At 66.7% G+C, this 21,687-nt stretch carries 20 protein-coding genes; 5 read left to right on the top strand and 15 right to left on the bottom strand.

Annotated features, from left to right (window positions below; translation table 11 throughout):
• Positions 1 to 7 precede the first annotated feature (7 nt).
• Positions 8 to 1,000: a Bug family tripartite tricarboxylate transporter substrate binding protein gene (locus tag GOQ09_RS00395; RefSeq protein ID WP_157611189.1), complete on the bottom strand. Its 993-nt coding sequence runs from the start codon at positions 998 to 1,000 to the stop codon at positions 8 to 10.
• Positions 1,001 to 1,060: 60 nt separating this feature from the next.
• A complete protein-coding gene (locus GOQ09_RS00400; protein ID WP_157611190.1) occupies positions 1,061 to 1,984 on the bottom strand; it encodes a 3-keto-5-aminohexanoate cleavage protein in 924 nt (307 codons plus the stop codon).
• Positions 1,985 to 2,130: 146 nt separating this feature from the next.
• On the opposite strand from GOQ09_RS00400, the gene GOQ09_RS00405 reads away from it, so the two are divergent.
• Positions 2,131 to 2,838 carry a Crp/Fnr family transcriptional regulator gene (locus GOQ09_RS00405; RefSeq protein WP_157611191.1) on the top strand — a complete coding sequence of 236 codons (708 nt, stop codon included), beginning with the start codon at positions 2,131 to 2,133 and terminating at the stop codon, positions 2,836 to 2,838.
• 26 nt (positions 2,839 to 2,864) lie between these two features.
• Here the strand turns inward: GOQ09_RS00405 and GOQ09_RS00410 are convergent, their stop codons facing one another.
• The gene (locus GOQ09_RS00410) at positions 2,865 to 3,089 is read right to left on the bottom strand and encodes a tautomerase family protein (protein WP_157611192.1); all 225 of its coding nucleotides are present in this window, start codon (positions 3,087 to 3,089) and stop codon (positions 2,865 to 2,867) included.
• A gap of 31 nt (positions 3,090 to 3,120) precedes the next feature.
• Positions 3,121 to 3,867, bottom strand: a complete 747-nt coding sequence (locus tag GOQ09_RS00415; RefSeq protein ID WP_157611193.1) for an SDR family NAD(P)-dependent oxidoreductase — start codon at positions 3,865 to 3,867, stop codon at positions 3,121 to 3,123.
• A gap of 107 nt (positions 3,868 to 3,974) precedes the next feature.
• Here GOQ09_RS00415 and GOQ09_RS00420 point away from each other — a divergent pair, with 107 nt between their 5' ends.
• Positions 3,975 to 4,886, top strand: a complete 912-nt coding sequence (locus GOQ09_RS00420; RefSeq protein WP_157611194.1) for a LysR family transcriptional regulator — start codon at positions 3,975 to 3,977, stop codon at positions 4,884 to 4,886.
• 4 nt (positions 4,887 to 4,890) lie between these two features.
• Here the strand turns inward: GOQ09_RS00420 and GOQ09_RS00425 are convergent, their stop codons facing one another.
• The 11 genes from GOQ09_RS00425 to GOQ09_RS00475 all read right to left on the bottom strand — a co-directional run bounded on the left by GOQ09_RS00425 (position 4,891) and on the right by GOQ09_RS00475 (position 17,152).
• The gene (locus GOQ09_RS00425) at positions 4,891 to 6,807 is read right to left on the bottom strand and encodes a tannase/feruloyl esterase family alpha/beta hydrolase (RefSeq protein ID WP_157611195.1); all 1,917 of its coding nucleotides are present in this window, start codon (positions 6,805 to 6,807) and stop codon (positions 4,891 to 4,893) included.
• A 105-nt stretch (positions 6,808 to 6,912) separates the two neighbouring features.
• Positions 6,913 to 7,791: a helix-turn-helix domain-containing protein gene (locus GOQ09_RS00430; protein WP_157611196.1), complete on the bottom strand. Its 879-nt coding sequence runs from the start codon at positions 7,789 to 7,791 to the stop codon at positions 6,913 to 6,915.
• 27 nt (positions 7,792 to 7,818) lie between these two features.
• Entirely contained in the window at positions 7,819 to 8,520 is a 702-nt protein-coding gene (locus tag GOQ09_RS00435) for an ABC transporter ATP-binding protein (protein WP_126746614.1), read from the bottom strand.
• On the bottom strand, positions 8,520 to 9,272 hold the full coding sequence (locus tag GOQ09_RS00440) for an ABC transporter ATP-binding protein (RefSeq protein WP_157611197.1): 753 nt from the start codon (positions 9,270 to 9,272) through the stop codon (positions 8,520 to 8,522). The genes GOQ09_RS00435 and GOQ09_RS00440 overlap by 1 nt, the downstream gene beginning before the upstream one ends.
• A 130-nt stretch (positions 9,273 to 9,402) precedes the next feature.
• Entirely contained in the window at positions 9,403 to 10,374 is a 972-nt protein-coding gene (locus tag GOQ09_RS00445; RefSeq protein ID WP_157611198.1) for a branched-chain amino acid ABC transporter permease, read from the bottom strand.
• The gene (locus GOQ09_RS00450) at positions 10,371 to 11,243 is read right to left on the bottom strand and encodes a branched-chain amino acid ABC transporter permease (protein WP_157611199.1); all 873 of its coding nucleotides are present in this window, start codon (positions 11,241 to 11,243) and stop codon (positions 10,371 to 10,373) included. The genes GOQ09_RS00445 and GOQ09_RS00450 overlap by 4 nt, the downstream gene beginning before the upstream one ends.
• 156 nt (positions 11,244 to 11,399) lie before the next feature.
• On the bottom strand, positions 11,400 to 12,572 hold the full coding sequence (locus tag GOQ09_RS00455; protein ID WP_157611200.1) for an ABC transporter substrate-binding protein: 1,173 nt from the start codon (positions 12,570 to 12,572) through the stop codon (positions 11,400 to 11,402).
• A complete protein-coding gene (locus GOQ09_RS00460; protein ID WP_157611201.1) occupies positions 12,569 to 13,378 on the bottom strand; it encodes an alpha/beta fold hydrolase in 810 nt (269 codons plus the stop codon). The genes GOQ09_RS00455 and GOQ09_RS00460 overlap by 4 nt, the downstream gene beginning before the upstream one ends.
• Before the next feature lie 157 nt (positions 13,379 to 13,535).
• Positions 13,536 to 15,086: a benzoate-CoA ligase family protein gene (locus tag GOQ09_RS00465; RefSeq protein WP_157611202.1), complete on the bottom strand. Its 1,551-nt coding sequence runs from the start codon at positions 15,084 to 15,086 to the stop codon at positions 13,536 to 13,538.
• Positions 15,087 to 15,131: 45 nt separating this feature from the next.
• Positions 15,132 to 16,682, bottom strand: a complete 1,551-nt coding sequence (locus tag GOQ09_RS00470) for a 3,4-dehydroadipyl-CoA semialdehyde dehydrogenase (RefSeq protein WP_157611203.1) — start codon at positions 16,680 to 16,682, stop codon at positions 15,132 to 15,134.
• Complete coding sequence (locus tag GOQ09_RS00475) at positions 16,679 to 17,152, bottom strand: DUF4863 family protein (RefSeq protein ID WP_157611204.1); 474 nt, start codon at positions 17,150 to 17,152, stop codon at positions 16,679 to 16,681. Before GOQ09_RS00475 ends, GOQ09_RS00470 begins: the two co-directional genes overlap by 4 nt.
• A 199-nt stretch (positions 17,153 to 17,351) precedes the next feature.
• Here GOQ09_RS00475 and GOQ09_RS00480 point away from each other — a divergent pair, with 199 nt between their 5' ends.
• The 3 genes from GOQ09_RS00480 (at position 17,352) to boxB (ending at position 21,670) form a co-directional block, all read left to right on the top strand.
• A complete protein-coding gene (locus GOQ09_RS00480; RefSeq protein ID WP_157611205.1) occupies positions 17,352 to 18,302 on the top strand; it encodes a helix-turn-helix transcriptional regulator in 951 nt (316 codons plus the stop codon).
• 128 nt (positions 18,303 to 18,430) lie between these two features.
• A complete protein-coding gene (boxC, locus tag GOQ09_RS00485) occupies positions 18,431 to 20,107 on the top strand; it encodes a 2,3-epoxybenzoyl-CoA dihydrolase (protein WP_157611206.1) in 1,677 nt (558 codons plus the stop codon).
• 135 nt (positions 20,108 to 20,242) lie between these two features.
• Positions 20,243 to 21,670 carry a benzoyl-CoA 2,3-epoxidase subunit BoxB gene (boxB, locus tag GOQ09_RS00490; protein ID WP_157611207.1) on the top strand — a complete coding sequence of 476 codons (1,428 nt, stop codon included), beginning with the start codon at positions 20,243 to 20,245 and terminating at the stop codon, positions 21,668 to 21,670.
• Positions 21,671 to 21,687 lie beyond the last annotated feature (17 nt).

Genomic DNA, 21,687 nt, shown 5'->3' on the forward strand with positions numbered 1-21,687 from the left:
CATCGCCTCAGGAATCCGCCGTGAAGCCGATCTTCTTCACCAGCGGCCCCCAGCGCTCCGCCTCGGCCCGCTGCGAACGCGCCATCTCCTCGGCCGTGGAGCCCTGGGCGATCAGGCCGACCACGGCCAGGCTGTCCGTCACCACCTTTTCCTTGATGGCTGCGTTGATTGCGGCATTGGCCGCGGCCACCACGCTAGCGGGGGTTTTGGCCGGTGCGTAGAAGCCAAACCACTCTTCGGTGGTCAGCTCGCCGAAGCCCTGTTCTGCAAAGGTCGGCACCTCCGGCGAGAAGGGCGAGCGCGCCTTGCCCGATGTGGCAATCAGCCGCAGCTTGCCGGCCTTGTGGTTGGGAATGAAGTCGCCGCTGGGGGTGACCATGGCGGCAATCTGCCCGCCCACCACATCGGTCACGCCTGGAATCGAGCCGCGGTAGGGCACGTGCTTCAGGTCCACTCCGTTGTTCAGGCCCAGCAGCGCGCCGATGAAGTGCGGCGTGGAGCCCGCCGCGGGCGAGCCGTAGCTGGCCTGGTTGGGGTTGGCCTTTGCCCAGGCGAGAAAGTCTTTCACCGTGCGCACCTCGGGCGGCACCAGCGGGCCGACGGCAAGGCCGTGGTGCATGACCGCGGCAATCGACACCGGCACGAAGTCCCTGGCCGGGTCGTAGCTGAGCTTGCTGTAGATGTGCGGATAGATCGACGTGCACGAGAACGGCGACAGTGCCAGCACGCTTCCGTCGGCCGGCGCGCTCTTCAGGCTTTCGAGCGCAATGCGGCCGCCCGCTCCTGGCTTGTTCTCGACCACGGCCACGTTGCGCGTGTAGGCCGAGCCCGCGAGCTTTTCGCCCACGCGGCGCGCCACGCTGTCGCCCGCGCTGCCGGCCGGAAAGCCGTAGTAGATCTTGACCTGCTCGAGCGCCTGGGCCAGCGCGGCCAGCGGGGAGAGGGTACCCAGCGCAGTGGCTGCGCCGAGCGTGTGGAGGAAGTGGCGGCGGTTGTTCATGGAATGTCTCCTGTTTTTCTGGCGGGTTCTGGCAAGGTTCTGCGGGGTTGATCGGCCGCTTCAACGCGGCGCGAACTCGGGGCGCGGCCCGCCTCGGCGCGGCAGTCCCATCATCTGCCTTGCTTCGGCCGGCGTGGCCACTTCCATGTCGAGCTCATGGATAACGCGCACGATGCGTTCGGTCAGCTGCACGTTGGTGGCGAGCTCGCCGTGGCGGAAATAAAGGTTGTCTTCCAGCCCCACGCGCGCATGCCCGCCCAGCAGCAGCGCCGCCACATTGGCCTCCAGCTGCGAGGTGCCGATGCCGCTCACGCCGAAGATGCTGCCCTTGGGCAGGGTGTCGACCATCATCTGCAGGAAGCGCGGCGAATACGGCATCGCGTTCTGGAAGTTGCGGTGCACGTTCATCACCAGGTTGATGAAGTAGGGCTCGTCGTCGTGGCCCTCGCCGATCAGCGTGGTCGTGTCCTGCAGGATGTGCGTGGGGCTGAACACCTCCCACTCGGGCTTGATGCCGCGCGCCTTCATGCCGGCGGCCAGTTCGCGGCCGCGGGTGATGGGCGTGTCCATCAGGATCTGCCTGCCCTCGAAGCTCAGGTTCAGGGTGGTCGCATCCAGCGTGCACATCTCGGCACCGGCGTCCATGCCCTTGATGCGCTCTTCCCACGCAATCTCCCAGCGGTCGCCCGCCAGCGGCTTCACCATGTCGCCATGCACTCCGCCGCCAGTGGAGTTGTTGATGACGATGTCGCAGCCGGCGTCGCGGATGCGGCTGTTGATGTCGCGGTACACCTCGGCGTCGCAGGTGGCGCCGTCGTCGGGCCGCCGCGCATGGATGGCCGCCACGCTGGCGCCCGCGTTCCAGCAGCGCAGCACGTCGGCCGCGATTTCGGCCGGCTGGGTGGGAAGGTGCGGGTTCTGCGACTTGTGCGCCATGCCGCCCGTGGGGGCAATGGTCACGATCACTTTGCGCTTCGACGACATGCTCCGGGTCTCCTGGTGTCTTCGTTCATGAGGGGCGCGCTATTATTTTTTGGAGGCGCAGGCACACTCAGTCATTGCGACGACATTTGGAGTCAGGGTTTACGCGGCGCGGCCCCCTTTTCCGCGCCATCAGGAGCTTTCTTTTCATGTCCACGACGAAGCCGGCCATCAAGGCGGCATCGCTCACGATCGAGCAGCTGCTTCAGCGCTCGGCCTGGTTTCCGCTGCTCGACGAAGCGGCGCGCGAGCGCGTGCTCGACGAGATGCGCGAAGTCGAGGTTGCGGCCGGCGCCGCGCTGTGCCGCCGCGGCGATACGCCGCTGCACTGGTACGGCACGCTCGAAGGCCTGCTCAAGTGGTCGATCACCTCCAGCGACGGCCGCTCGGTCACCTTTGGCGGGCTCTCGGTCGGCTGCTGGTTCGGCGAAGGCACGCTGCTGCGCGCCGCCCCGCGCTCGGCCGACGTCATTGCGCTACGCCCCAGCCGTGTGGCCCAGCTGCCGCTGGAAACTTTCGAGTGGCTGCACCGCACGCAGCGCGGCTTCGATCACTTTCTGCTGCAGCAGCTCAACGAGCGGTTGCACTGGTTCATGGGCAACTACGCGGCGCACCGGCTGCTCGACGCCGACAGCCAGGTGGCACGCGCGCTGGCGGGGCTGTTCCATCCGTGGCTGTACCCGGGCAGCGAGCTGCACCTGCAGACCTCGCAGGAAGAGATTGCGAATCTTTCGGGGGTCTCGCGGCAGCGGTGCAATGCGGCGTTGAACCGGCTGAAGGAGGCGGGCTTTTTGCGCATCGAGTACGGCGGCATCACCGTGATCGACCTGGAGGGGCTCCGGCGGTTCATCGAATAGGCGCGGCTCGCCGCGCCCGGGCGCCTTCACTTCGCCGGCTTCGCCTTTTCTGCCAGCCGCTTGCGGTACTCCGTCGTCGTCAGGCCCGCAAACCCCCAGTCGTCGGTGTCGATTTCCTCGATGACGATGTGCGTCCACTCGGGCGGCTTGTTCAGCACGCGTTCAAGCGTTTCCGTGAACTCGGCGATGACCTGGGTCTTCTGTTCGCGCGTCACGCCGTCGCGGGTGATCTTCAGGTTGATGAAAGGCATGGTGTGCTCCTTGGATGATTGAACGAGGTGATTACCACTTGCCCGTGCTCATGCCGCCGTCCACCGGCAGCACCACGCCCGTCGTGAAATCGGCGCTCGTGAGGTAGAGCACCGCATCGGCGATTTCGCGCACGGTCGCAATGCGTCCGGCGGGCGCAAGGCCGTTCAGGAAGCCGTGCTGCTCGGGCGTGTACAGCGGCGTGTCGACGATGCCGGGCGCCACCGCATTCACCTTGACGTTGTGCGGCGCGAGTTCGAGCGCCAGCGCGCGCGTTGCGGCGTTGATGCCGCCCTTGATGAGCACCGGCAGCAGGGCGGGCACCTGCTGGTTCGGCTGCAGTGCGATGCTGGCGGTGATGTTCACGATGTGGCCCTGGCGGCGCGCCACCATGTGCCTTGCCGCGGCCTGCGAGGCGTAGACAAAGCCCTTGAGGTTGGTGGCCACCAGCTGGTCGAGCTCTTCCTCTGTGTATTCGACGAACGGCTTGGCATTGAAGATGCCCGCGTTGTTGACGAGCACGTCGACCTGGCCGAAGCGCTCCACGGCGCGGTCGATGAGCTGCTGCGCGGTATCGCGCTTGCCGATGTCGCCCGCCACGCCCAGGAAGCGCGCCGGGTTGCCCAGCTGCTTTGCGGCGGCGGCAAGCCGCTCTTCGGTGCGCGCATTCGCGACCACGTTGAAGCCGCGCTCCAGGTAGGCCTGCGCAAGGCCCAGGCCGATGCCGCTCGAGGCGCCGGTGATGACGACGGTGGGTGAGTTGCTGTTGCTGTCTTGCATGTCGGTTCTCCAAACAGGTTGATGACGTGAGGAGAACTGTATTGATGACACCGCAATAGATAAATCACTAGACTCGCACTTCACTTGATACGCGGGGTAATCAATCCATGCAACGGCAGTTCGGCGACATCCTCCTGGGCAGCATCGAACTCTTCTGCCTTGCGGCAGAGACGGGCGGCTTCACTTCGGCGGCGCTTGCGGCCGGTGTAACGCCGGCGGCCGTAAGCCGCTCGATCTCGCGGCTCGAAAAGCGGCTGGGCCTGCGACTGTTCGTGCGCACCACGCGCAGCGTGCGGCTCACCGATGCGGGCCGCACCTACTTCGCGCAGTGCCAGCAGGCGCTGGCGCAGCTTGCCGATGCCGAGCGCGAGGTGATGGGCCACCAGGCGCAGCCTTCAGGCACGCTGCGCATCAGCGTCCCTACCACCTACGGCCACCACCGCATCCTGCCGCTGCTGCCGGCGTTCCGCGAACGCTTTCCCGACATCCGGCTGCACGTGCACCTGAGCAACCGCAACATCGACTTCGTGGAAGAGGGCTACGACATGGCCGTGCGCGTGCGCGCCCAACCCGATTCCACGCTGATCGCACGGCACCTGGAAGATGCCGGCCTGGTGGTGGTCGCCACCCGAAAGTACCTGAAGAAGGCCGGCACACCGCGCACGCTGGACGATCTTGCCGCGCACGAGTGCATCCAGTTCGAGCTGCCGAGCAGCGGCCGCCGCATCTCGTGGCTCTTCAAGGAGAACGGCAAGGACCGCGAGGTTTTCGCGGACAGCGCCTACAGCTGCTCCGATGACGTGCTCGGCGGCGTCACCCTGGCCAGGAGCGACGCCGGGCTGTTCCAGACCTATCGCTTCGTGGTGGAAAAAGAGCTGGCCGACGGCACGCTCGTCGAAGTGCTCAAGCCCTTTGCGGGCCGCTCGCGCCCCTACACGCTGCTGTATCCGGACGGGCGCCACGTGCCGCTGCGCATGCGAGTGTTCATCGATTTCCTGATGGCGCAGCGGCCGGGCTGAAGGCTCAGCGGCAGGCGAAGCTGGTCGCCGCCTTCACGTCGCCGCCAAGATACGCAAGCTTCTTCGGATAAGTGCACAGTGGCCGAGCGAGCGATTGGTCGGCGTTCTGCAGCACCAGGTTGTCGGGCGCCACGCCTTTCTCGACCCAATCGGTCAACGCGGCAAACAGCTGGTTCGGTGCCGGCAGCGGCGGGTTGGCCGCGGGGCTCACGCCGGCCAGGCCGTTGACCGAGCCCACGCCCGCGCAGTGGCCCATCGCGGGGATCTCGAGGTAGCGGTAGAACTTCTGCGTCTCATCGATGCCGCCCATGGCCTTGGCCGCGCGCTCGTAGTAGTTGGCCGTGCCCGAGTTCGGAATCAGCTGATCGGCGAGCCCGTGGTACGTCAGCAGCTTGGCGCCGCGGTCGCGGAACCTGGCCAGGTCGGGGTTGTCGGCATTGATGTTCGCGAAGGCGGTTTGCAGTGCCTCGCCGCGGTCGCTGGCGTTGGCCAGTTGCGTATACGACAGCGCCTTCCAGTTGTTCGCGCCATTGCCGGTTGCGTTGATGAAATCGGGCGTCGCAATCGTCGGGTCTTGCAGATTCAGCGCCACCTGGTGCGCTGCAATCGGAAACGGGTTGGGCACGCCGCCCGTGGAATCCGCGAGCGAGAACCCCGGCATACCGGGGCTGTTGAGCGCGGTGCCGCGCGCGAGGCCGTACCAGAGCTGGCCCGAGGCCAGCGTGGCGCCATAGCCCACGTCGCTTGCGGGCACCGGTGCGCTGCCGTCGCGCGTCTGGCCGTACCAGATCTTGTTGACGGCCTGCGCCTGCACGGTCGTCAGGCAGGCGGCGGTGGCATTGCTGCCGCCGCTGCCGGTGCACAGCACGGCGGTGTCCTGCGTGGGGTCGTACTTGCAGGCGGCGGGGTCGCTGATGAAGCCTTCGTGCTGGCCGGTCAGCGTGCTGTCGCAGGCACTCACCGCGGCGGACGACACCAACGTCATCTGATCTGGCGTGAGCGGCGTGCCGCCCAGGTCGCGCTGCATCACGATCTGCGGATAGAGCTCGGCGGTGATGAAGGTGGTCCAGTTGATCGCGCTGTTGCCCGCCAGGATGCCGTCGAAATCGTCGGGGTTCACCTGCGCCTGCATGTGGCCTTGGCGGCCGCCGGTGGAGCAGCCATCCCAATAGGCGTACTTTGCGTCGCGCTGGTAGAAGCCGGCCGCAAGCGCCTTGGTCTTCACCGCCATCTCGTGGATACCGCGGCTCGCGAAGTCCGTCCAGAGCGTGGTGTTGATGGTGCCGTTGGGGTTCATTGCGAACGAGCCGTCCACCGCGCCGATGGGCAATTTCGATGCATGCCCCGCGTCGGTCACGGCGCTCACAGAGCCTTCACCCGTCGCAATGGCGGCTGCGCCGGCGCCGCCTATCTGCGTTTTTGAGCTGATGCCCGCATCGCCCACGAAGCCGCCACCGCCGAGCACGCGCAGGCGGTTGTTCCATTTGGCCGTGGCCGGCAGCCACACCTCGATGCCGATGCCGGACGAGGTGGACGGCGCATCGGCCGGCCCCGCATGGCCCGGGCCGACGTTGAGCTTGACCATGCAAACGTCGCTGGCCGCCACGGTGCCCGAGGCCTTGCCATCCAGGTTCAGATCGTCGCCCTGCTTGAACTGCTTCACCACGGTGACGGTGGTGTTCGCATCGGGCTTGAAGGCGGTCTTCAGGCTTTCGTCGCAGGCCAGCGCGGTGGGCGTCGTCGGGCCGGCGGGCGGCGGCGATGTGGGAATGAAAGGCAGCGAGGGCCCAGAGGAGTCGCTGCCGCCGCAGGCCGTGAGCGCCGCGGCGGCGCAAATGCCCATGCACAGCGCAGTCAGCGCCGGCGCAGCGCGTGGAGGGGTTCGCGTGTTTTGTCCGGGGCGCAGGGTCGTTCGGGGCATCTTCTTGTCTCCTGTGGTGTGGAGATCGAATTTGCCTTTCGCCTGCGTCCCGGTCTATCGACAAGCGATCATCGCTTGCGGGATCCATTCACCTCGCACCGGGACTTACCCGAGCCGTGCGCGCGCGGGCGTGGTGCCCACCAGCTGCTTGAACACCTGCGTGAAATGCGCCTGGCTCGAGAAGCCGACCGTGTGCGCGATCTCGGCCAGCGACAACCGGCCCTCCAGCAGCGTGAGCGCGTGGCGCACGCGCTGCTCCATCACATAGCGGTACGGCGTCGAGCCGGTGCTGGACCTGAAGAGGCGCGTGAAGTGCACCGCGCTCATGTTCAGCTCGGCCGCGAGTTCGTCGATGCCGAAGTCTTCGCCCAGGTGCTGCATCACCCAGTCGTACACCTTGCGCAGGTCCGCCTGCGAAAGCCGCCCCGGCGCGCGCTTTGCGTTGCGCGCGCCCCCGTAGCGGCTTTGCAGATAGCTCACCAATGCCATGGACAGGCCCTGCGCGTGCATGCGGCCCGATGTGCAGCCGCGCTCCACTTCGTCGCGCATGGCAATGGCAAGCGAGGTCAGCGTGGCATCTGTGGTCGAGAGATGCGTCTGCAGGTGCAGCTCGCCATTGCTCTCGGGCATCAGGCTGCGCAGGGTTTCGGGGCGGATCTCCAGTGCAATCACTTCGTCGCACTGGCCGGACCATGTCACGCGGTCGACCTCGTAGCCCTGGTCGAAGATGCAAACGCTGCCGGGCCGGCTCTCGACGTGGCTGGTGCGGCGCCCCGTAGTCATTGCGGACTTCACTTGGCCGCGCATGCAGAAGGCGAGCAGCGGATGGGGGTTGTAGCAGGCCGGGTTTTCGCCGTCGCCGTGCATGGCGCGCACTTCCAGCGCAAAGCCCTGCCATGGCGTGGCGGCCGCGTTCATCAGCATCCTGCCGTCGAACCGCACGGGCTTGCCCGAAAGGTCGAGGAGGCTGATCTCGCGTGCCATCGCCGTGCGCTCCTTCTACATTCCGCTCTACACGCCCAGCAGTTCCTCGAGCGCCTTCGGCTCCGCCAGCAAATCGGCCGAAGCCCCGTGCCGCACGATCTGGCCCTTTTCCATGACCACCGCAAGGTCGGTGTGCGCAAGCACCTTGCGGTAGTCGCGGTCCACGATCAGCGTGGCGATGCCGGTTGCGCGGATCTCGCCGATCACGCGCCAGATCTCCGCGACGATCAACGGCGCGAGACCTTCGGTGGCCTCGTCGAGGATCAGCAGGCGCGGGTTGGTCATGAGCGCGCGGCCGATGGAAAGCATCTGCTGCTCGCCGCCCGAGAGCTGCTGGCCGCCATGCGAGAGCCGTTCGGCCAGCCGCGGAAACGTGGCCATCACGCGGTCGAAGGTCCAGGCGCGGCGGCCGTCGATGCCCGCGCGCTCGCTCATCACGAGGTTTTCGCGCACCGAAAGGTTTGGAAAGATGCCGCGGCCTTCGGGCACGTAGCCGATGCCCAGGCGCGCCATTTTTTCGGGCGGCCAGCCGGTGACGGTGCGGCCATCGACCTGCACTTCGCCCGACGCCGGCCGCACGTAGCCCATCATGCTGCGGATGAGCGTGGTCTTGCCCATGCCGTTGCGCCCGAGCAGGCCCACCGACGTGGCAGCCGGTATGCCGGCATGCACGCCGCGCAGGATGTGGCTGTTGCCGTAGTAGGTGTTGAGATCGCGGACGACGAGCATCAGTGGTCCTCTCCGAGATAGGCGGTGCGCACTTCGGGGTTTTCTCGAATCGAGGCCGGGTCGCCGGTGGCGATGACCGTGCCGTTCACCATCACCGTGATGCGGTCGGCAATGCGGAACACCGCATCCATGTCGTGCTCCACCAGCAGGATGGCGTGCGTGGCCTTCAGCCGCGTGAGCAGGGTGAGCATGCGGTCGGTTTCCTCGGCGCCCATGCCCGCCAGCGGCTCGTCGAGCAGCAGCACGCGGGGCTCGGTGGCAAGGCACATCGCCACTTCGAGCTGCCGCTGCGCGCCGTGGCTCAGCGTGCCGGCAATGCGCTGGGCTTCGTTCGCAAGGCCTGCCGCGTCCAGCGCCGCATCGGCCGCCGCATTGCTGGCCGCGCAGCGCTGCGACGACTGCCACACGGTCCACGGCCGGGCCGTGGCCGCCTGCGCCGCGAGCCGGCAGTTCTCGTGCACGCTGAACTCCGGGAAGATGGTCGTGCGCTGGTAGCTGCGGCCCACGCCGGCGCGTGCGCGGCGCCACTGCGCGCGTTGCGTGACGTCGGCGCCGTCGAGCGCGATGCGGCCTTCGGAGGCCTCGATCTCGCCCGAGAGCATGTTGATGAGCGTCGACTTGCCAGCGCCGTTGGTGCCGATGACCGCATGCACTTCGCCGACGTGCAGGTCGAGGGTGACGGCGTTGACGGCGGTGAGGCCGCCGAAGCGGCGGGTGAGGCCTTGAACGGAAAGGAGAGCGGTGGCGTTCATGATTTAGCTCCTTCCCCTTCCGGGGGAAGGTTGGGATGGGGGCAGCCAGAGCGCCCGATGGTGGCGCCGCGTGCCCCCACCCCGGCCCTCCCCCGGAAGGGGAGGGAGAACGACGGAAGGCGGAGGTGGCTCATGCAGCCCCCTTCGGCGACAGCCGCTTCGCAAGGCCGATCAGCCCCTTCGGCAACAGCGCAACGAACACGATGATCGCGATCCCCAGCGTCAGCTGCCAATGGTCCGCGAGCGGCCCCATCACCGCATGCGTGGAGAAGATCTCCTTCAGCAGCGTGAACGCAACGGCGCCGATGACCGCGCCGCGCAAATGCCCCAGGCCGCCCAGGATCACCATCAGCAGCACCTCGCCCGAGTTATGCCACGCCATCAGCTCGGGGTTGACCACGCCGTCACGCGAGGCCAGCAGAAAGCCCGCCAGCCCGGCTAGCGCACCCGCCAGCACGAAGGCCGCGAGCTTGTAGCCGTACACCGGAAAACCCGCTGCGCGCATGCGCTGCTCGTTCACCCGAATGCCCGCCAGCGCCGCGCCGAAGCGCGAGCGGCGCACCAGCGCCAGGAGGCCGTAGGTGAACACCAGCGATGCGAGCACCACATAGAACAGCACCATGCGGTTTTCCATGTCGAGTTTGCCGATGGCAGGGCGCACATACATGTAGATGCCATCGCTGCCGCCGCCGACCTTGGTGTCGTGGAACACGAAGAACGCCATCTGCGCGAAGGCCAGCGTCACCATGATGAAGTACACGCCGCGCGTGCGCAGGCTCAGCGCGCCCACGAACAATGCATAGAGCGCAGCAGCACCCATGGCCCCGGGCAGCAGCAACGCGAGGTTGCCGCCCTCGTTGCCCGAGGCCAGCACCGTGACGTACGCCCCGATGCCGTAGAACGCCGCGTGGCCCAGGCTCACGAGGCCGGTCATGCCGACCAGCAGCTCGAGGCTCAGCGCGAAGATCGACAGGATCATCACCTTGACGACGAAGTCAGAGACGTAGTTGCCCATGAGCGGGCCCAGCACGCCGATGGCAATGGCGCAGATCACCGGCACGAGAAACGCGCCGCGCCGCATGGAGGTGTGCGCTTGCGTCATGGCCGCCTCCCCATCAGCCCTTCAGGCTTCCATATCAGCACGATGGCCATCAGCAGGTAGATGCCGATGCCGGCAAGGTCCGCGAAGAACACCTTGCCGAAGGTGTCGACAAAGCCCACCAGCAGTGACGCCAGCAGCGCGCCGGTGATCGAGCCGATACCGCCGATCACCACCAGCACGAAGCAGATGATGAGCACGCTCGCGCCCATGTTCGGATACACCGACGACATCGGCGCCGCGATCATGCCGGCCAGCGCCGCAAGCGCCACGCCCGCCGCAAACACGATGCGGTAGAGCCGTTTCACGTCGATGCCCAGGCCGCGCACCATGTCGCGGTTGCTTGCGCCGGCACGGATCATCATGCCCAGCCGCGTGCGGTTGACCACCCAGTACAGCGCCACCGCCAGCACGATGCATGCGGCCGAGGCGAAGAGCCGGTACCACGGGTAGCTCATGACATTGCCGAGCGCAAAGCTGCCGTCCAGCCATGCCGGCACCTTGACCCCGTGCACGTCGTTGCCCACCAGAATGGAGCGCAGCTCCTCGAACACCAGGATCAGCCCGTAGGTCATGAGCACCTGCTGCAAGTGGTCGCGCTGGTAAAGGTAGCTGAAGAAGGCCCATTCGAGCAGGTAGCCGAAGATGGCCGCCAGCACCACGCCGGCCACCAGCATCAGCAGAAACTGGTCGCCGAACAGCGGCGCGAGCGCAAAGGCCATGTACGCGCCGATCATGTAGAAGCTGCCGTGAGCCAGGTTGATCACGCCCATGATCCCGAAGATCAGCGTGAGCCCCGAGGCCACCAGGAAGAGCAGGAGTCCGTACTGAACCGAGTTCAGGCACTGGACAAGAAAGGTGCCGAAATCCACGTTAGATCATCCCGGTAGAGGGCTCAGAGAAAGAGCGAGGCGCGCAGCGCCCGCGATGTTCGGGGGACACCGCGGAACCGGCTTCGCCGGGCCGCCGGTGTCGCCCCCTCGAGGGGGGAGTCGAGCTACACGAAGTGAGCGAGGGACGGGGGTGGGTCACATGCGACAGCCGCGGGCAGGGTCCGTCAGGCCCTTGATCGCGATGCTCACCAGCCGGTTCTCCTTGCCCTCCACCTTGCGCAGGTAGATGTCCTGCACCGGGTTGTGCGACTTGCTCATCGTGAACGCACCGCGCGGGCTGTCGATCTTGGCCTTCTCGATGGCGGCGGTGAATTCGGCCTTCTTGCCTATGTCGCCCTTGGTGGCGGCCAGGCCCACGCCCAGCATCTGCGCCGCGTCGTAACCCTGCACGGCATACACGTCGGGCTGCAGCTTGAACGACTTGGCATAGGCCACGCGGAACGCGTTGTCGCGCGCCGTGTTCAGGCCGTCCGCGTAGTGCAGCGTGGTCAGCATGCCTTGTGCGGATTCGCCCTGCGCGTCGAGCGTGCCGTCGGTCAGGAAGCCCGGGCCGTAGAGCGGAATCGTCTTGTTGAGGCCGGCGGCCTGGTAGTCCTTGACGAACTTCACCGCACCGCCGCCCGCGAAGAAGGCATACACCGCGTCGGGCTTGGCCGCTGCAATCTCGGTCAGCAGGGCCTGGAACTCGACGTTGGGGAACGGCAGCGTGAGCTGCTTGTCGACCTTGCCGCCGGCCTTCTCGAAGCCTTCCTTGAAGCCGTTGACCGACTCTTCGCCGGCCGCGTACTTCCAGGTGATGGTCATGACCTTCTTCTTGCCCTGCTGCTTGGCCGCCACTTCGCCCATGGCGTAGGCCGGCTGCCAGTTGCTGAACGAGCTGCGGAAGATGTTGGGCGCGCACATCGGGCCGGTGACGGCGTCGGCGCCGGCGTTGGGCACGATGAGCACGGTGCCGCTTTCCTTGGCGGCCTTGGCCATGGCCATGGCCACGCCCGAATGCACGGTGCCCACGATCACGTCGACGTTGTCGCGCTTGATCAGCTTGTTGACGTTGTCGGTCGCCTTGGCCGGATCGGACTCGTCGTCGACCTTGAAGAACTCGATTTCGCGGCCCGCGAGCTTGCCGCCTTGTTCGTCGACATAGAGCTTGAAGCCGTTTTCAATGGCCACGCCGAGCGCGGTATAGGTGCCGCTGTAGGGCAGCATCAGGCCGACCTTGAGTTTGCCGGTGCCCTGGGCGCCGGCGGCGGATGCCAGTGCGGCGAATGCGATCGCGGTGAGCGCGAGGCGTGCTGTGCGGATGGTCATGGTGTTTGTCTCCTGTTTTTGGTAATGAAAGAAGTGGTCGCGACGATGACACGATCCGGCTGATCGCGATGCGGGGAATGCCCGCATTCAGGGATTTCGAGCAGCTCGCATCCACTGACGCGCGCCGCGATGCCGCGGATCTGCGCGAGCGTGCCGTACTCGTCGTCGATACCCTGGATGGCCAGCATCGGGCAGCGGATGGCGTCGAGCTCGGCCTCGATGTTCCATTCGCGGAACGGCGGGTGCAGCCAGATGCGGTTCCAGCCCCAAAAGGCCGAATCGGCGCTGTCGTGATAGCGGCCGAGCTTCTTAGGCAGGTCGGTGGAAAGGTACGCGGTGCGGGCCTGCTCGATGTTCGCGACAGTCACGTCTTCCACGAAGATGTGCGGCGCCAGGACCACGAGGCCCTGCACCTTGTCGGGAAAGCGCGAGGCATACAGCAGACTGATCGAGCCGCCGTCGCTGTGGCCGAAGAGCCAGGGCTTTTCATCATCGCCGAGCTTCAGTGCGGCGAAGAGGGCGGGCAGCACCTCATGCGCCTGGCGGTGCATGAAGTCGACGTCCCAGATCTCGTTTTCTTCGCGCGGCGTGGAGCGGCCGTAGCCGGGGCGCGAGAACACCAGGCCGCGGGCATTGGCGGCTTTGCAGACCTGGGCGGGAAAGTCCTTCCACATGGCGACGGAGCCGAGGCCTTCATGGAGGAAGACGATGAGCGGGGCATCGGTGCGCTGGGGGGCGATCCATTGGCATTCGATGCGGATGGGGCGGTTGCGCCAGTTGATGGTGGCGAAGTCGGGGGTGCTCACGGCCTTGCCCCTGGCTGTTGCCCCCTCTCCCTCCGGGAGAGGGCGGGGGTGAGGGCCAGCGGCGCTGGGGAAAGCAGTGCGCTTGCGACGGCCGACGCCCTCACCCTAGCCCTCTCCCAGAGGGAGAGGGGACAACGCGGGAACCTCATGTCCCTGCTCATGCCTGCCTCTCCCGCTCACGCAACCTGAACCTCTGGATCTTTCCCGTCGCCGTTTTCGGCAGTTCCTGCACAAATTCAAGAAACCGCGGGTACTTGTACGGCGCGAGCCGCTCCTTCACGAACGCCTTCAGTTCCTCGTCCGTGACCGACTGTCCTTCCTTCAGCACGACAAAGGCCTTGGTCTTGGTCAGCCCGTCCGCATCTTCCTTGCCGATCACCGCGGCCTCGAGCACGGCCGGGTGCTGCATCAGCGTGGCTTCCACTTCGAAGGGCGACACATAGATGCCGCTGACCTTCAGCATGTCGTCGCTGCGGCCGGCATAGGTGTAGTAGCCGTCGGCATCGCGCGTGTACTTGTCGCCGCTCTTGGTCCAGCCGCCCTGGAAGGTTTCGCGCGACTTCTCGCGGTTGCACCAGTACATGAGCGCCGCGCTCGGCCCGCGGATGTAGAGGTCGCCCACTTCGCCGTCGGGCACCGGGCGGCCGTCTTCGCCGCGCAGCTCCACCTCGTAGCCTTCCACCGGCCGGCCCGTGGTGCCGTAGCGCACGTCGCCGGGACGGTTGGAGATGAAGATGTGCAGCATCTCGGTGGAGCCGATGCCGTCGATGATCTCGCAGCCGAAATGCGCCTTGAAGCGCTGTGCGATCTCGCCAGGCAGTGCCTCGCCGGCGGAAGAGCACATGCGCAGCGCCACCTGCTCGCGCGCCGGCAGCTTCGAAGAGGCGAGCATGCCGGCAAAGCCCGTGGGCGCGCCGAAAAAGACGGTCGGCTTGTGTTCGGTCCAGCGGCGGAAGGTGGCATCTGGCGTGGGGCGCTCGGCCATCAGCACCACGGTCGCGCCGACCGACAACGGAAAGGTCAGCGCATTGCCGAGGCCATACGCAAAGTACATCTTCGCGGCCGAGAAGCACACGTCGTTCTCGGTGAGCCCGAGCACCGGTTTGCCGTAGAGCTCGGCCGTCCACCACAGGTTGGCATGCGTGTGGACCGTGCCCTTGGGCTTGCCGGTGGAGCCGGATGAATACAGCCAGAAGCCGGGGTCGTCGGAAGCCGTGGCCGCGGCGGATGCCATCGGCTCGGCAGCGGCGATCAGGTTGTCGAACTCTAGCGCGCCTCCAGGCAGCGCGCCCGTCGGTTGCGAGACGATCAGCGTGTGCACTTCATGCGTGCCGCGGCCCATCGCCTCCTGCAGGCCCGGCAACAGCGCACCCGACACCAGCGCGGCCTGCGCGCGGCTGTGGTCGAGCATGTAGGCGTAGTCGTCTGGCGTGAGCAGGGTGTTGACCGCAACGGGCACCACGCCGGCATAGAGGCAACCCAGAAAACCCACGGGCCAGTCGCTGCTGTCGAGCATGAGCAACAGCACGCGTTCCTCGCGCCGCACGCCAGCGGCCTTCAGCGCGGCGGCCAGGCGGCGCGCGCGTTCTTCGAGCTGGCCGTAGCTCAGCGTGCCGCGGTCGTCGATGTAGGCGATGCGTTCGGCGCGGCCGCGGTTGAGGGCGAACAGGTGTTCGGCAAAGTTGAATCGTGCGGGCGGGCTTGTCATGCGTGTCTCCTGGGGCCGTGTTCTTTTCTTCTCGGTTCTAAAGGGCTAGAGGCCGAGTTGCGCGAGCACGCCGGGGCTCGCTTGCACCGCGCTGCGGCGGTGATAGAAATCCAGCGCGCGCAATCCGCCGAGCTCGGCGCCGCCACCCGCGCGGCCCGGGCCGCCGTGCAGCGACATCGGCATCACGTTGCCATGGCCGGTGTGGGCCTGCGCCACCTCGGGCGTGATCACGTGCACGCGTCCGTGGCTCGGCGCAACGGCAACCGCGGCCTGCGCCAGTGCGGCGTCGTCGCTGCCGTAGAGCGACGTCACCAGCGAGCCCTGGCCGCGGTGCGCCAGCGCAATGCCGTGCGCAAGGTCGCGGTAGGGCAGCAGCGTGGCCACGGGGCCGAACACTTCCACGTCGTGCACGCGCTGCGCCGCATCGGCATCGCGCGCGCCCAGCAGCACCGGGCCGATGCAGGCGGCGACCGAAGGCTCGGCATCGATCAGCGGGGTGTTGCGGCCGTCATGCAGCACCGTGGTCTGTGCCGAGAGCGCTTCCAGTCCCTCGCTCACCGCATTCAGCTGCGCGCGGCTCACGAGCGAACCCATGCGCACGCTCTCGTTGCGCGGATTGCCCACCGTCACGTTCTTGAGCTTGGCGCCGATGGCTTCAGCGGTGGCTTCGTACACCTCGGCCGGCACCAGGATGCGGCGGATGGCGGTGCATTTCTGGCCGGACTTCACCGTCATCTCGCGCACCACTTCGCGCACGAGCAGGTTGAAGGCCTCGCTGCCGGGCGCGTCGCCGGGCAGCAGCAGGGCGCTGTTCAGGCTGTCGGCCTCGATGTTGACGCGCACCGCGCGCTCGGTAACGGCCGGGTGCGAGCGGATGACCGCCGCGGTTTTGGCCGAGCCGGTGAACGAAGCCACATCGAAGGGCTGCAGCGCGTCCATCAGGCCGGCCGAGCTGCCGCAGATGACGGAGAGCGCACCCGCGGGCAGCACGCCGGCATCGACCACGTCGCGCACCATGCGCTGCGTGAGCCAGGCGGTGGCCGTGGCGGGCTTCACGATCACGGGCACGCCCGAGAGCAGCGCCGGCGCCGCCTTTTCCCACAGGCCCCACGACGGAAAGTTGAACGCATTGATGAAGAGCGCCACCCCATGCGTCGGCACCTGCAGGTGCTGCGACATGAACACCGGCTCCTTGCCGAGCTTCGCCGCATCGCCGTCGCGCAGCGCGCGCACGTCGCCGAGCGTATCGCCCCACTTGGCGTACTGGCCCAGCGTGAAGATCGCGCCGTCGATGTCGACGGCCGAGTCGTTCTTCACTGTGCCGGAGTTGGCCGTCGCAATCTCGTAATAGGTGTCGCGATGGGCCTGCAGCACCTTCACGATGGCAGCAAGCAGCCCCGCGCGCTGGCGGTAGGTGAGGGCGCGCAGTGCGCCGCCGCCCTGTTCGCGTGCAAAGGCAAAGGCCGCGGGCAGGTCGAGCCCGGTGGCGTCGACGCGCACGAGCTCGGTGCCCAGCACCGGGTCGAAAAGAGGCGTGCCGGCGCCCGAACCGCTTTGCCAGCGGCCTGCGACATAGTTGGAAAGGAGCTCGGTCATTGGGTGAACTTGATCTGCCCTTCGGGCAAGAGATAGAGAACGAGCGCGCGGCCTTGCGCCACGGTCGGGCGGTGCGCGGTGCCGGGGCCGTAGACGCACCAGCCCGCGGGCCGGCCGTCGAAGGTGGCGCCGGCACTGCTTTCGAGCGGCATGATCAGGTCGATCTCGCCATTGGGATGCGTGTGGTGCGGCCCCGCGATGTCCTGCATGTCGACCACGTCGACGGAGAAACGGTGCAGTGCGTCTTCGGCCTTGAACACGCGGCCGTAGCGGATGCCGCCGCCCTCGCGCTCGCACATCCAGCCTTCGGCCACGCCGCCGATGCAGGCCTGGCGAAGTTGCTCGAAAGTGGCGGTGCCCACGCCGTGCGTGGCGTTCAGCCAGTGGTCGAGTTGTTCGTCGAGAGGCCGGCCGGCAATTTCGGCGGTCAGGCCGGCAATCAACTGGTGAAATGCTTCCTTGCTGGACATTGGCGGGCTTCCTTTTTGGAGGCTGGCTGGCAGGGGGGCGCCACAGCGAACTTATGAACTACATTGCAGGATCGTTGCGTGTGCAGTATCTTGCTTGTGGTCGAACGATAAGCACCGAGTCAATAGGTGTCAAGCAATATAGTGCATATATGGTGTTTACCCTGAGCGCGCACAATCCCGGCCAAGAACGAGGACTTGCATGAACGAGCATGTAGACGCGGTGCTGTCCACCGCGCACGACGGCAATCACGTCGGCAACGCCGCCGCCGCATCGGCCGGGGAGGCCAGGAACCCATTGCTGGCGGCATTGGGCGATCGCGTGCGCAACCTGCGAGCGCAGCGCGGCCTCACGCGCAAGGCGGTGGCCATTTCGGCCGGCGTGTCGGAGCGGCACCTGGCCAATCTTGAATACGGCATCGGCAACGCATCGATCCTGGTGCTGCAGCAGGTGGCTGGTGCGCTGCATTGCTCGCTGGCCGAGCTCGTCGGCGACGTGACCACCAGTTCGCCCGAATGGCTGCTGATTCGAGAACTGCTCGAGAACCGCAGCGAAACCGACCTGCGCCGCGTGCGCCTGGCGCTGGGCGAGCTGCTGGGCACGGCCTCGGTCGATCCGGCCCGGCACCGCCGCATTGCGCTGGTGGGCCTGCGCGGTGCAGGCAAGTCCACGCTCGGGCAAATGCTGGCCGACGACCTGGAGCTGCCCTTCGTGGAACTGAGCCGCGAGATCGAGAAGCTTGCGGGCTGCAGCGTGCGCGAGATCCACGACCTGTATGGCACCAACGCCTACCGCCGCTACGAACGCCGCGCGCTCGAGGAAACGATCCAGATCTACAGCGAAGTGGTCATTGCCACGCCGGGCGGCATCGTGTCCGACCCCGCCACCTTCAACGAACTGCTCGCGCACTGCACCACCGTGTGGCTGCAGGCCGCGCCCGAAGAGCACATGGGCCGCGTGGCCGCGCAGGGCGACACCCGTCCCATGGCCGCCAGCAAGGAGGCGATGGAAGACCTGCGGCGCATCCTGAACGGGCGCGCCGCCTTCTATTCGAAGGCCGATCTCTCGGTGGACACCAGCGGCCGGAGCCTGGCGCAGAGCTTCCAGGCCTTGCGCGGCGTCGCCCGCCAGGCCATGGGCATCGGCGCCTGAACTGAAGTTTGAAAAAAAGCGATTCAGGCATTGACTTGCCTGTTCGCATGCAGCATGATGCATGTCATCGGAACCAGAAGATGCACTATTCTTCCGGTTTGCATCTGGCCCCCACAGGAGACTTCCGTATGACCGAGACCACGACCCTTCAGGCGCCTCCGCGCGTCGACTACCGCATCGAGCCCACCCAATACAAGCACTGGAAGCTCAGCTTCGACGGCGCGGTGGCGCGCCTGGTGCTCGACATCGCGGAAGACGGCGGTATTCGCCCCGGCTACAAGCTCAAGCTCAACAGCTACGACCTGGGCGTGGACATCGAGCTGAACGACGCGCTCAACCGCGTGCGCTTCGAGCACCCTGAAGTGCGCAGCGTGATCGTCACCAGCGGCAAGGACCGCATCTTCTGTTCGGGCGCCAACATCTTCATGCTGGGCGTCTCGAGCCACGCCTGGAAGGTGAACTTCTGCAAGTTCACCAACGAGACGCGCAACGGCATCGAAGACTCGTCGAAGCATTCGGGCCTGAAGTTCATCGCGGCCGTGAACGGCGCCTGCGCCGGCGGCGGCTACGAGCTGGCGCTGGCCTGCGACGAAATCCTGCTGGTGGACGATCGCTCCTCGGCCGTGTCGCTGCCCGAAGTGCCGCTGCTCGGCGTGTTGCCCGGCACTGGCGGCCTCACCCGCGTGACCGACAAGCGCCACGTGCGCCATGACCTCGCCGACATCTTCTGCACCAGCGTCGAAGGCGTGCGCGGCCAGCGCGCCGTCGACTGGCGCCTGGTCGACGCGGTCGCCAAGCCCGCGCAGTTCGCAGCTGCCGTGCAAGACCGCGCCGCGCAGCTTGCCGCCGGCAGCGATCGCCCCGCGGGCGGCAAGGGCGTGGCGCTGACCCGCCTGGAGCGCGAGGAAACCGCCGACAGCCTGCGCTATTCGAATGTCGAGATCCAGATCGACCGCAGCAAGCGCACGGCCACCATCACTGTCAAGGCGCCCACCGGCGCGCAGCCGGCCGGCGTTGCAGACATCGAGGCCGCAGGCGCCGCATGGTGGCCGCTGGCCGTGTGCCGCGAGCTGGACGACGCCATTCTTCACCTGCGCACCAATGAGCTCGACATCGGCACCTGGCTGCTCAAGACCGAAGGCGATGCAGAGGCCGTGCTCGCATCGGACGCCATGATGCTCGCGCACAAGGACCATTGGCTGGTGCGCGAAACCATCGGCGCACTGCGCCGCACGCTGGCGCGCCTGGACGTGTCGTCGCGCAGCCTGTTCGCGCTGGTCGCGGCCGGCTCGTGCTTTGCCGGCACGCTGGCCGAGCTCGCTTTTGCCGCCGACCGCAGCTACATGCTGGCGCTGCCCGACGACGCCGAGCGCGCACCGAAGCTCGTGCTCAACGAATTCAACTTCGGCTTCTATCCGATGGTGAACGACCAGAGCCGCCTGGAGCGCCGTTTCTATGAAGAAGCCGCGCCGCTCGACGCAGCACGCTCCGCCGCCGGCAAGCCGCTCGACGCGGACGAAGCGCTGAAGCTCGGCCTGGTGACCGCCGCGCCCGACGACATCGACTGGGACGATGAGATCCGCATTGCCGTCGAAGAGCGCGCCGCCATGTCGCCCGACGCGCTCACCGGCCTGGAAGCCAACCTGCGCTTTGCCAGCAAGGAGAACATGGCCACCCGCATCTTCGGCCGGCTCACCGCCTGGCAGAACTGGATCTTCAACCGCCCCAACGCCGTCGGCGAAAAGGGCGCGCTCAAGGTCTATGGCACCGGCGAGAAAGCCGGCTTCGACCTCAATCGTGTATGACCCCCAGTCTTCGCGCACTTCGTGTCGCTTCGCCAACCCCCTTCCAGGGGGCAACGCCAGCGGCCCGGCAAAGCCGGTTCCGCGGCGTTCCCCGCACAGACATCTCTCCAGCAACCCATCGATAAAGGTTTCGCCATGAGCACGATCAACTACAGCGAGAAGATCCCCAACAACGTCAACCTCGGCGAAGACCGCACGCTGCAGCGCGCGCTCGAAGGCTGGCAGCCCAACTTCATCAACTGGTGGGACGACGTGGGCCCCGAGGGTTCGACCAACCACGAGGTGTACCTGCGCACGGCGGTGAGCGTCGATCCGCAGGGCTGGGCGCAGTTCGGCCACGTGAAGATGCGCGACTACCGCTGGGGCATTTTCCTGAACCCGGGCGACGCCAACCGCGAGATCCACTTCGGCGACCACAAGGGCGAGAAGGCCTGGCAGGACGTGCCGGGCGAACACCGTGCCAACCTGCGCCGCATCATCGTGACGCAGGGCGACACCGAGCCCGCATCGGTCGAGCAGCAGCGCCACCTGGGCCTGACGGCGCCGAGCATGTACGACCTGCGCAACCTGTTCCAGATCAACGTGGAAGAGGGCCGCCACCTGTGGGCCATGGTGTACCTGCTGCACAAGCACTTCGGCCGCGACGGCCGCGAGGAAGCCGAGGCGCTGCTGCAGCGCACCTCGGGCGACGAGAACAACCCGCGCATCCTGGGTGCCTTCAACGAGCGCACGCCAGATTGGCTCGCGTTCTTCATGTTCACCTACTTCACCGACCGCGACGGCAAGTTCCAGCTCTCGGCGTTGGCCGAAAGCGCGTTCGATCCGCTGGCGCGCACCACCAAGTTCATGCTCACCGAAGAAGCGCACCACATGTTCGTGGGCGAAAGCGGCGTGTCGCGCGTCCTGGCGCGCACCGCGCAGGTCATGAACGAGCTGAAGACCGACGATGCGCAGAAGGTGCGCGCGGCCGGTGCCATCGACCTGGGCACCATCCAGCGCTACCTGAACTTCCACTACAGCGTGACCATCGACCTGTTCGGTGCCGACCAGTCGAGCAACGCCGCCATCTTCTACAGCTCGGGCCTGAAGGGCCGCTACGAAGAAGGCAAGCGCACCGACGACCACGTGCTCAAGGGCCAGACCTACAAGGTGCTCGAGGTGAAAGACGGCCAGCTCGTCGAGAAGGACGTGCCGATGCTCAACGCGCTGAACGAAGTGCTGCGCGACGACTTCATCAAGGACTCGGTGGCCGGTGTCGGCCGCTGGAACAAGGTGCTCGAGAAGGCCGGCATTCCCACCCGCCTGGTGGTGCCGCACAAGGCCTTCAACCGCCAGATCGGCGCACTCGCCGGCATCAAGATGTCGCCCGAAGGCCGCGTGGTGAACGAGGTCGAATGGGCCGCCAGGAAGAACGAATGGCTGCCGAGCGCCGAAGACTTTGCTTTCGTGGCATCGTTGATGGGCCGCGTGGTGGAGCCGGGCAAGTTCGCCGGCTGGATTTCGCCGCCGGTGATGGGTATCAACCGCCAGCCGGTGGATTTCGAGTACGTGCGTTTCGGGTAATCGGTATTGCTCCTTCC

Source organism: Variovorax paradoxus (assembly GCF_009755665.1).
GTDB lineage: Bacteria > Pseudomonadota > Gammaproteobacteria > Burkholderiales > Burkholderiaceae_C > Variovorax > Variovorax paradoxus_G.

What these genes read in the sequence shown, in the direction of transcription:
- GOQ09_RS00395 (WP_157611189.1), bottom strand. Translation starts at nt 1,000, where the DNA reads ATGAACAACCGCCGCCACTTCCTCCACACGCTCGGCGCAGCCACTGCG.
- GOQ09_RS00400 (WP_157611190.1), bottom strand. Translation starts at nt 1,984, where the DNA reads ATGTCGTCGAAGCGCAAAGTGATCGTGACCATTGCCCCCACGGGCGGC.
- GOQ09_RS00405 (WP_157611191.1), top strand. Translation starts at nt 2,131, where the DNA reads ATGTCCACGACGAAGCCGGCCATCAAGGCGGCATCGCTCACGATCGAG.
- GOQ09_RS00410 (WP_157611192.1), bottom strand. Translation starts at nt 3,089, where the DNA reads ATGCCTTTCATCAACCTGAAGATCACCCGCGACGGCGTGACGCGCGAA.
- GOQ09_RS00415 (WP_157611193.1), bottom strand. Translation starts at nt 3,867, where the DNA reads ATGCAAGACAGCAACAGCAACTCACCCACCGTCGTCATCACCGGCGCC.
- GOQ09_RS00420 (WP_157611194.1), top strand. Translation starts at nt 3,975, where the DNA reads ATGCAACGGCAGTTCGGCGACATCCTCCTGGGCAGCATCGAACTCTTC.
- GOQ09_RS00425 (WP_157611195.1), bottom strand. Translation starts at nt 6,807, where the DNA reads ATGCCCCGAACGACCCTGCGCCCCGGACAAAACACGCGAACCCCTCCA.
- GOQ09_RS00430 (WP_157611196.1), bottom strand. Translation starts at nt 7,791, where the DNA reads ATGGCACGCGAGATCAGCCTCCTCGACCTTTCGGGCAAGCCCGTGCGG.
- GOQ09_RS00435 (WP_126746614.1), bottom strand. Translation starts at nt 8,520, where the DNA reads ATGCTCGTCGTCCGCGATCTCAACACCTACTACGGCAACAGCCACATC.
- GOQ09_RS00440 (WP_157611197.1), bottom strand. Translation starts at nt 9,272, where the DNA reads ATGAACGCCACCGCTCTCCTTTCCGTTCAAGGCCTCACCCGCCGCTTC.
- GOQ09_RS00445 (WP_157611198.1), bottom strand. Translation starts at nt 10,374, where the DNA reads ATGACGCAAGCGCACACCTCCATGCGGCGCGGCGCGTTTCTCGTGCCG.
- GOQ09_RS00455 (WP_157611200.1), bottom strand. Translation starts at nt 12,572, where the DNA reads ATGACCATCCGCACAGCACGCCTCGCGCTCACCGCGATCGCATTCGCC.
- GOQ09_RS00465 (WP_157611202.1), bottom strand. Translation starts at nt 15,086, where the DNA reads ATGACAAGCCCGCCCGCACGATTCAACTTTGCCGAACACCTGTTCGCC.
- GOQ09_RS00470 (WP_157611203.1), bottom strand. Translation starts at nt 16,682, where the DNA reads ATGACCGAGCTCCTTTCCAACTATGTCGCAGGCCGCTGGCAAAGCGGT.
- GOQ09_RS00475 (WP_157611204.1), bottom strand. Translation starts at nt 17,152, where the DNA reads ATGTCCAGCAAGGAAGCATTTCACCAGTTGATTGCCGGCCTGACCGCC.
- GOQ09_RS00480 (WP_157611205.1), top strand. Translation starts at nt 17,352, where the DNA reads ATGAACGAGCATGTAGACGCGGTGCTGTCCACCGCGCACGACGGCAAT.
- boxC (WP_157611206.1), top strand. Translation starts at nt 18,431, where the DNA reads ATGACCGAGACCACGACCCTTCAGGCGCCTCCGCGCGTCGACTACCGC.
- boxB (WP_157611207.1), top strand. Translation starts at nt 20,243, where the DNA reads ATGAGCACGATCAACTACAGCGAGAAGATCCCCAACAACGTCAACCTC.